We start from the raw sequence: 9,256 nt of genomic DNA on the forward strand, positions 1-9,256 counted from the left end.
GGGTAGCGCCAAGCGCTCGAATTAGGGCTATCTCGCGTCGCTGCCGAATTCCGAGGAGCAGCAGGGTCGAGGACACCGAGATGAACGCGATAGCGAGCAGACCGTATTTCAACGTGTTCAGCGGCGCGAGGAAGCGGGACTCGCCGCTGGTGACAGCGGCTCGATATCCAGCAGCGTCTACTAACTTGACGGGCTGGTTGAAGTGACTGGATCTGATCTCGGCGGCGATGTGATCAAGTCTCGAGTTTGCGCCTGGTTTGACGAAAACCAAATTCGCAGGCTGGGGACCGAAGATCTGCTCGGCAAGGGGGTAACCCATCTGGATTCTGCGACCACCTACTTCCGGGGTTGCCACAATCGTGCCGACAACCACACTCCGAGCTCTCGATCCGCTTCCGAGAATGAGCGGTTCGCCCACGTGAATATCGTTTTCGCGGGCAAGAATGCCACCGATGACGAGTTCATTTGCGTTAATGCTCACCTTTGGCGCTTGCCCGGCGAGCACGGGGAAAGAAAAGGTCGGCCGATCCTCGGCTCGTACATAAGCCAATGATCCATTCCCAAGGGTCATCTCGATTTCCGCCAGTCGCTCAACGGTGTCAACCCCAGGTAAGGAAGAAAGCTTCGCTACGGTGTCGAGGGAAAATCTGGCATCCGCCGCGCCCCAGTCGGTAAATCGCGTAGTGGTGACTACCAGGCGGCCGTCGGCCTGTGCTTGAGCCACGTTTGCGACGCCTCGATCGATGGCGACCAGGAATCCGGATAGCAGCGTCGCGACCACTACAGGTACCGCGACAGCGCCTGCGATCGCGGTTGTTCGTGATTCATCGGCACGCAGTCCGGTGAGCGCGACGGCCATCGTCGCACCGTGCGTTCGGTCCGGCCGGAGCCGGATCGACGCGATGACCTGCGCGCTCAGATATGCTGCGGCCAAAAGCAATCCGACTATTGCGATAACGACCCCGCCATTGGCGAACCCGGCCTGCCAAGGCTCGAGGCCACCGGATATTGTGGCCAATCTCGCGATGATGACTCCCGCAAAACCGACGCCGAGCAGCGCCGCCGCTTTGCGCCAGATGCTCCGTGACGTGCTGTCTTCATGGGCAGCACGGCCGGACAGTTCGGTCGCTATCGCAGTGTTCGAGGCCGACAGGCTGGGGATGATGGCGGCAAGAACAGCCAAAAGCACTCCGGATCCCAATCCGGCCACGACGACGCCCGTTTCGACCACGACCGGGACGTTGACACCCATAAATCGTTGCGTCAGGTCACTGGCGCTGGCGACGACGGGATGTGCGATGACAATGCCCATAAGGATTCCGACGACCGATCCAGCCGCTCCAAGCACGGCAGCTTCAGCGAGGAACCCACTGAGGACGGATAGCGGCGATGCGCCCAGGGCGGCTGCGATCGCGATTTCGCGTCGACGCTCCTCGACCGACAGACGGGTGAGCTGCGCGATCAGGATCACGCCTACCCCGACGGCGATCAGAGCGAAGATCGCGAGCATCGGGAAAAGGATGGTGTTGACGTTGAATCCAGCTGCGGGGTCATTGCGCGTCAGCACCCTGAATCCCGGTCCTAATGCGCCCAATGCGTTGACCAGGCGCGCCTGTACTTCTGATGCGCTCGAGTTATTGGCCACTTTCACGTAGACGGTGTCGACCCAGTCAGATCGAGCGAACTGTGCCTTAGCCGCGCTGAGCGGCAACAGCACAACGCGTCCGTTGTTGACAGTATCCAGCTGTGGTACTTGCTGAAGCCTGGGCAGCGACAGCTGCCCGACGTCAGTCGCCAGTGTTGCGGAACTGTCCAATGTTTTGCCGAGTGTGGTCGAGGTCGCCAATATCTGTGGTTCTTTTTGGCCGGGTTGGCAGACCTTCGGATCGATGATCCATTGTGCTGAACAGTCGATTCCCAAGGCCAACACAGTAGTTTCGCGGTCGACGTCGCGCACCAGCGTCACTGCGCGGATGACCGGCACGAGCGCCGACACGCCCGGTACTTTGCGGGCAGTATCGAGAATCGCAGGGTCGATCCCGCCAAGCGTCGCCTCACCAACGATGCGCAACGGCGTGGGACCAGCTATCCGGTAACCGACGTCGTCGATCGCGGTACGGACACTGGAGGTTTCGATCATGACGGCGACGACGACGGCCACCCCGCCGCCGAGAGAAATGGCAGCCAGCAGCGCACGCAATGTATGCCGCCGGATAGCACGGAGGTTGATGATTCGGACAACGCTGAGCGTCGCCGCTAATGACCGGCGCGCCATGCTGCGTTGCGACTTCGCTGAATTGGGCCGGTATCGGTTTCGATGCGACCGTCGAGAAGGGAAATGAGGCGAGGGGCTTCGTTGGCGATCGAAAGATCGTGGGTTACCAGGACGATCGTTTGACCCGCAGAGTTGAGGCGGTAGAGGGCATCGATGACGATATGACCGTTCGTGGTGTCCAGATTGCCGGTGGGCTCGTCGGCGAGTATGACATCCGGTGCCATGAACAACGCCCGTGCGATCGCCACCCGCTGCTGCTCACCGCCAGAGAGCTCCGCCGGGACCCGCTTGGCCAATCCAGCCAGACCGAACTGATCCAACAAATCCATTGCCCGGCGGTGCTGTGCGTACCCAGACTCACCCGCTAACAAAGCGGGAAGCATCACATTCTCGGCAACAGATAATCCGCCCAGCAGGTTAAAGGACTGGAATACGTACCCAATTCGGCGACCGCGGACGGCAGCCAACTCCCGACCAGAGAGTTGGGCCGCACTCCGCTCGTTCACCAGAACATCGCCGCTCGTCGGTGGCTCTAGCAACCCGAGGATGCTCAGCAGTGTCGACTTGCCCGAGCCCGAAGGTCCGATCAACGCCACGAACTCGCCTGGAAATATTTGCAAATCGATATTTTTGAGGACCGGCATCATCGTTGGTTCGCGGCCAAACGACTTGCAGAGGTTGCGGGCTTCAAGGACGGCCGGACCGTAAAGCCGCGCCGCATTCGCCAACACCGGTGCCGCGCCCCGGGCCAGCGCCCTCTGCGGCCTCTCCGCGCTCACTGGCAGCGACGTCGCTGCCTCCAGAGCCGGCAAGATCAGCGGGACGTCGACGCCTGAGCCGACAACCAAGACGCCCTCCGGGCGCGGTTCCATCTCCTCGGCACCCTTGACCATCTCGACTAACCCGGCCACCGCCGCGTCATCGTCTTCGGGCAGGAACCGTTGGCGCACATCGACAGCCGACCCATCGGCCGTTTTGACGAAAGCCAACGTCGCGGAGTTCGGCTCGACGTACAACAGGGCGATGTTCGCGTAATGGGTCGCGCTGCCGAACGCCCGAGCCAGGGTGGCGGCGGACGACCCGAACAACGGCGTATTCGCCGACACCAGTGCCGCGCCCCGGGCCAGCGCCCTCTGCGGCTCCTCCGGCGCACTCACCGGCAGCGACGCCGCCGTCTCCAGCGCCGGCTTGATCAGCGGGATGTCAACACCGGAGCCGATCACGAAGACGCCCTCCGGGCGCGATTCCATCTCATCGGCACCCTTGACCATCTCGACTAACCCGGCCACCGCCGCGTCATCGTCTTCGGGGAGGGACCGTTGGCGCAGATCGACGACCGATCCATCGGGCGTGTAGACCACAGCCAAGGTCGCGGATTGCGGTTCGATGTACAACAGTGCGGTGTGCGCGTAGTGGGCTGCGCTGCCGGACGCCCGAGCCAGGGCGGCCGCAGCCGAAAGCGCCGACACGAGCACAACGTTCTCGATCTTGCGAACCGCGAGTCCCTCCCGCAGCGTGGCGGCATCTGCGGGGTTAACCCAGGTCACGCCGGTGGACGTCACCTGGTCGCCGTCCGCAGCGGCATCCTCCCGCGCGCCCAGAATCGCCGAGATGACTTGATCGGTCGCAGTGACAGTTGGCGCGTCGCCGTCAGTCAGGGAGTCCAAGCTGTCCTTGTCGACGATGACGCCGTCTGCATTCTCGCCCCCCACCAGCACCGCGCGGACCGTCGTTGGTGCCATCGAGACGCCGAGTACAACCTGCACTACTCCTCCAAGGTAGGCACTGGCGCAGATGCCACGTCGCCGGACGTTTCTCAAGGAACGCACACATGCCCTCTTGGGCATCGTCGGCGCGAGCGATCATTGCGATGACTGCCTTCGTCAGGTCAGTAGCTCGGTGTTCGTCGAGATCGATCCGAGCGTAGAACCCCTCCTCGTCAACTGACGGCGAGCTTAGCCGAGCGTGTCGATGGGGTGCTGCTGGGAAACGAAACTGGCGAACGCCTAGGCTCTGACCAGCACTTTCTCGGTGGAGCTGCCGGGAATCGAACCCGACGCTCTACCAGGGCTTTTGCTGCCTGAGCTGCCGGTTCGTTCCGTTTCCTTCCGGTTCATTCCCGCTCGTTGCCTGCGGTTTCGTTTTCGGGTCTTGACGGCGTCAAGAGCGGTCACCTACCCATCGACCTGGTGAGCCACTCCGTCTGCACGCCGGCCATGCCCGCGCACGCGTCAACCGGCGGCCAGCCCTGGCAAGAGGATGGCGACCAATCCGTCGGCGTGAGCCCGAATCCACTTGGGGCTGCTCGGATCCCGCCCGGTGAGAAGCCGGACTTCGGGGGCGTTCACGTAGGGCAACGATGCCGCGCCAACGAGCACGTAGTACATGATCTCGTTGTCGATAGGTGCAGCAACGCCGGCTTTGCGAAGCACCTGCCAGGCCGGCCGGATCCCGTCGAAGAACGGTTTGACGTGCGTTTCGGTCATCCACTTCAACCGGTCGCTCTCCGCGGTGCCTTCATGCACCATGATCTGGTTGAGCTCGGGGTGCTCGGCGGCAAATGCCACGAATCGACGTATCCCGTCGGCAAATGCCGCAGCCAGCGCCGACACCTCAACGCCGGTGAGCGTTGTGGGTATGGCGCCGTCGAATGCCTCCCGCAAAAGCCCGAAGAGGTGATCCACCGCGGCCATCCACAGCGCCGCTTTCGACTCGAAGTGGTAGTTGATCTGCGGCTGGTGCGCCTGGACACGCGATGCGATCGTCCGCGTCGACGCGCCGTCAAAGCCCTTGGCCCCGAACTCGACCAGTGCCGACTCCAGCAGGGCCTGGCGGATATCGGTCCTCGCCCGGCGCAGGCGCACCTTGTTCGGCGTTGGGGTCTTGCGTTGCATCGTTCGAAGTTTACCGTTATTATCACTCGATAACAACGGTGAAAGGCTGGATCTATGAGCACTGCCCCTGAGACCAACGACGGAGTCGCCACATCGGCGCGTCTGTTGCCGCTGTCGAAGGATCCGTTCCAGGCGCCGACGGATCGCGACATGCTGCCCTCTGAGCGGCGGCTGTTTGTTCAGACCCACCGGACTTGTGTATTCGGCTACGGCCGCCGATCGGACGGTCCGGCGATGTCGATCGTCTACTACGTGCCCGACAGCAACGACGACCTGCTGGTGGCGACCATGGGCGATCGGGCCAAGGCCAAAGCCGTGGCCCGCAACGGCAAAGTCAGCCTCTGCGTCCTAGACGAGACCTGGCCGTTCGCCTACCTGCAGGTTTACTGCGACGCCGTGATCGACGACGACGAGGAAACCCTGATCGACGTGATGATGGCGGTGGCTGAACGCATGTCGGGTGAGCCAGTACCAGCCGAGTTACGCCCCGCCGTCAAGGCGGTCGCAGAGCAGGAAGGCCGGGTGCTGGTGCGCTGTCGACCGTATGCGACGTTCGTGACGCCGCCGCGACACTTGCACAGCAACGACCAGCAAGAGCTGACCCACTGGGTTTCGGCGTCGATGCCCTGGGACGCTCCCGACACGGCAGCGAAGTGATGGCCGACGTAACGGAGAAGTGGCGCTCCGAACGCATCACAGCGGCCCTCTACGACGCCGGCGTCCAGCACGCAAGTGTCGCAAAGCTCGGAGCCTGGACGATGTGGGGTGCCGACCTGGGCCGCATGTTCGCCGACATCGAGCGATTGGCAGACGTTCCGGTCGGCGCCTCGGTACTGGACATCCCGTGCGGGGGTGGCCTGGCCTTTCGCGGTCTGCGTACCGGTCAGGCCGTGCGTTACGTCGCGGCCGACATATCTCCCTACATGCTCCAGCGGGCGCGCCGGGAGGCGGGCCGACGCGGCGTGCAAGACGCGATCGAGTTCGTCGAAGCGGATGTGACCGCGCTGCAGTTCCCTGACGCCAGCTTTGATCTGTGCGTCACCTACAACGGGCTGCACTGTCTGCCGGACCCGCGCGCGGCGCTGGCGGAGCTGGTTCGCGTGCTCCGGCCGGGTGGAACCCTGCGCGGAACGTCATGTGTTACCGGTCGAGGTCCGCGCCAGGATGTTCTGATCGCGATGAACCGTCGTGCGGGGGTGTTTGGAAACACTCCGCACACGGGCGACATCGAGCGTTGGCTGAAGGAATTTGGTCTTGATGTAAAACTCGAGCGCAGCGGAGCGGTCGAGTTTTTCGAGGCGCGGTTGCCATTTCGAACGGCGGAGTGAGCGACACTGTGCCATTGGACGGTCTCCTTTAGATTCTCAATGTGGCTTCCCGTTTCGGCGCGCCGGGCACACCAGGTTAGGGGGTAGAAGCTCGTGGCGACGGAGATCATCGACAAAGCGGACAAAGCGGAAGCCCCGTCTCGCTTGGGGTGGCTGCGATTCGGGATGCTGGCCGTATGGGGGCCGGGTCTGGTCGTGATGCTGGCCGATACCGACGCTGGGTCGGTGATTACCGCGGCCCAGTCCGGCGCCCAGTGGGGCTATCGGATGGTGCTGCCGCAAGTCATCTTGATTCCCATCCTTTATGTCGTCCAGGAGATGACCGTTCGACTCGGCATCGTCACCGGTCAGGGCCACGGCGCGCTGATCCGCGCGAGGTTCGGTCGCGGCTGGGCGTGGGTGTCGGCGTTTACTTTGTTCGCCTCGGCGATCGGGGCGCTACTGACCGAATTCGCCGGTATCGCCGGCGTGGGCGAACTGTTTGGCGTGTCGCGGTGGGTGACCATTCCCGTCGCCACCGCTGCGCTGCTGGCGCTGATGCTCACCGGGAGTTACCGGCGCGTCGAACGGATCGGCATCGCCGTTGGTGCCGCCGAACTGGCGTTCCTGGTCGCCATGGTGATGTCCGGCCCGCACCTGAACGCGCTAATGCACGGTCTGGGCTCAATACCACTGGGCGACTCGTCGTACCTGCTTTTGCTGGCGGCCAACGTGGGCGCGGTAATCATGCCGTGGATGGTGTTCTATCAGCAGGGGGCCGTGGTCGACAAACACCTGACCGCCACCACCATCAGGCAGTCGCGCCGCGACACCGCCGTCGGCGCCGTACTGACCCAGGTGATCATGATCTCCGTGGTCGTCACCATGGCGACGACCATCGGCACACACAATCCCGGAGCCAGCCTGGACACCGTCGGCCAAATCTCTGAGGCGCTCACCCCCTACCTCGGGCGCATCGGCGGCGCCGTGGTATTAGGCCTGGGCATGCTCGGCGCGGCCCTGGTGGCCGCCATTGTGGCCTCCCTGGCAGGAGCCTGGGGGCTGTCGGAGGTGTTCGGTTGGCGGCACACCCTCAACGAGCGGCCCGACCGCTCAACCGCAAAGTTCTACAGCACTTACGCACTGGCCCACATTGTCGGTGCAGCACTGGTGCTCGCCAGCGTCGACTTGGTGAACCTAGCCGTCGACGTCGAGGTCATGAACGCCTTGCTGCTGCCGATCGTCCTCGGCCTGCTGCTGGTGCTCGAGGCCAAAGCGCTGCCTCCGCAATGGCGGATGCGAGGACTACGTAGATACAGCACTTGGGGCATGTGCTTTCTCGTCATCGCATTTGGTCTCTACATGGTGCCGTCCACTCTCGGTTTGATCTAACAGCACCCGGCTTCTCGCTCTGCGCTGCGTCGCGCCGCGCGACTCGGCTATGTCCCGGGTGCTTACGCTGTCGCGACGTCCGCGCTGCGCAGCTGGCGTAACGCTGTCCGCAGTCCGCCGCGTCTGCCCGTGTCGGGATCGACACCAAAGCTATCCCGGACACCAGCACGGATTCGGAACTTCAACTCCGAGTGGGTTTCAGGTGAATCGTCGGCGCTGGCTTCAAGCAACTTGTTCGGGAGCGAGAGCTTCAGGATGGTCCAGAATGTCTGCATGTACTGGTGCCCAAGGGATCCGGTCGTGTAAGGGAGGTCGTACTTGTCGCAGAGTGCTGTAATGCGCTCGGATATTTCGGCGTACCGGTTGCTGGGCAGGTCGGGAAACAGGTGGTGCTCGATCTGGTAGCACAGGTTTCCGCTCATGAAAGCCATCACGGGCCCGGCCTTGAAGTTCGCCGACCCGAGCATCTGCCGCAGGTACCACTCTGGGTGCGTCTCCGCCTCGTATTCTTCGGGAGTGAATTTCTCGGCGCCGTCGGGGAAATGCCCACAGAAGATGACCATGTACGACCAGTAGTTGCGGATGAGGTTAGCCGTCACGTTGGCGCTCAGGGTGTGCTTCCAGTTCCGGCCCGACAGGGCCGGGAAGACCACATAGTCTTTGCCGACCTGTTTGCCGACCTTCTTGCCGATCACGCGCAAGTCCCTGAGGACCTCGTCCTTGGATTTCTCGCCCCTGCGGACCTTCGACATTTCCACCCCGTGCAACGCAACTCCCCACTCGAAAAGTGTTCCGAGCAACAGGTTGTAGACCGGGTTGCCGATATTCCATGTGTCCCAGCGTTGGTCTCGGGTGACGCGGAGCAGCCCGTAGCCCACGTCGTCGTCCATCCCGACGATGTTGGTGTATTTGTGATGCACAAAGTTGTGCGATTTCTTCCACTGCACGCTCGGAGAGGTGGTGTCCCACTCCCATTCGGTCGAATGAATCTCCGGATCATTCATCCAATCCCACTGGCCGTGGGTGATGTTATGCCCCAGTTCCATGTTCTCGATGATCTTCGCGGCAGCGAGCATGGCGGTACCGGCGACCCAGGCGACCCTGTTCCTGCTCGCCAGCAAGGCGATTCGGGCGCCCGCCGCCAACGCGCGCTGCAACTGGATGGTCCTGCGCACGTAGCGGGCGTCCCGTTCACCCCTGGACTCTTCGATGTCGGTTCTGATCGCGTCCAGTTCGCGGGCCAATTCCTCGACGTCGGCCTCGGTGAGGTGTGCGTACTGTTTGATGTCTGTGATAGCCATGCGGCCCTCCTAGATGTTGATGGTGCAGTCGCCGGAAGCGGCAGAGATGCACGTCTGGATTCGGTCGCCGGCGCTGTGCTCGGTGCC

7 protein-coding genes are annotated in these 9,256 nt (G+C 62.9%); 3 read left to right on the forward strand and 4 right to left on the reverse strand.

All coding sequences use genetic code 11. The features are described 5' to 3' along the window. From WAN71_RS28225 to WAN71_RS28235, 3 genes are all read right to left on the reverse strand, one after another. Positions 1 to 1,966, reverse strand: a 1,966-nt coding sequence (locus WAN71_RS28225; RefSeq protein WP_422228484.1) for an FtsX-like permease family protein, incomplete at its 3' end; no start/stop codon positions are given. Positions 1,967 to 2,256: 290 nt separating this feature from the next. Then, complete coding sequence (locus WAN71_RS28230; protein WP_422228485.1) at positions 2,257 to 4,041, reverse strand: ABC transporter ATP-binding protein; 1,785 nt, start codon at positions 4,039 to 4,041, stop codon at positions 2,257 to 2,259. Positions 4,042 to 4,506: 465 nt separating this feature from the next. Further along, entirely contained in the window at positions 4,507 to 5,169 is a 663-nt protein-coding gene (locus WAN71_RS28235; RefSeq protein WP_422228486.1) for a TetR/AcrR family transcriptional regulator, read from the reverse strand. Between the two features lie 54 nt (positions 5,170 to 5,223). Here WAN71_RS28235 and WAN71_RS28240 point away from each other — a divergent pair, with 54 nt between their 5' ends. From WAN71_RS28240 to WAN71_RS28250, 3 genes are all read left to right on the forward strand, one after another. Then, entirely contained in the window at positions 5,224 to 5,826 is a 603-nt protein-coding gene (locus WAN71_RS28240) for a pyridoxamine 5'-phosphate oxidase family protein (RefSeq protein WP_422228487.1), read from the forward strand. Next, positions 5,826 to 6,497 carry a class I SAM-dependent methyltransferase gene (locus tag WAN71_RS28245; protein WP_422228488.1) on the forward strand — a complete coding sequence of 224 codons (672 nt, stop codon included), beginning with the start codon at positions 5,826 to 5,828 and terminating at the stop codon, positions 6,495 to 6,497. Before WAN71_RS28240 ends, WAN71_RS28245 begins: the two co-directional genes overlap by 1 nt. Positions 6,498 to 6,662: 165 nt before the next feature. Then, positions 6,663 to 7,868: an NRAMP family divalent metal transporter gene (locus WAN71_RS28250; RefSeq protein WP_422228490.1), complete on the forward strand. Its 1,206-nt coding sequence runs from the start codon at positions 6,663 to 6,665 to the stop codon at positions 7,866 to 7,868. 62 nt (positions 7,869 to 7,930) lie between these two features. On the opposite strand, the gene WAN71_RS28255 is transcribed toward WAN71_RS28250, so the two are convergent. Then, the gene (locus tag WAN71_RS28255) at positions 7,931 to 9,169 is read right to left on the reverse strand and encodes a fatty acid desaturase family protein (protein WP_422228489.1); all 1,239 of its coding nucleotides are present in this window, start codon (positions 9,167 to 9,169) and stop codon (positions 7,931 to 7,933) included. Between the last annotated feature and the right edge of the window lie 87 nt (positions 9,170 to 9,256).

It is taken from the genome of Mycobacterium sp., assembly GCF_049280035.1.
GTDB lineage: Bacteria > Actinomycetota > Actinomycetes > Mycobacteriales > Mycobacteriaceae > Mycobacterium.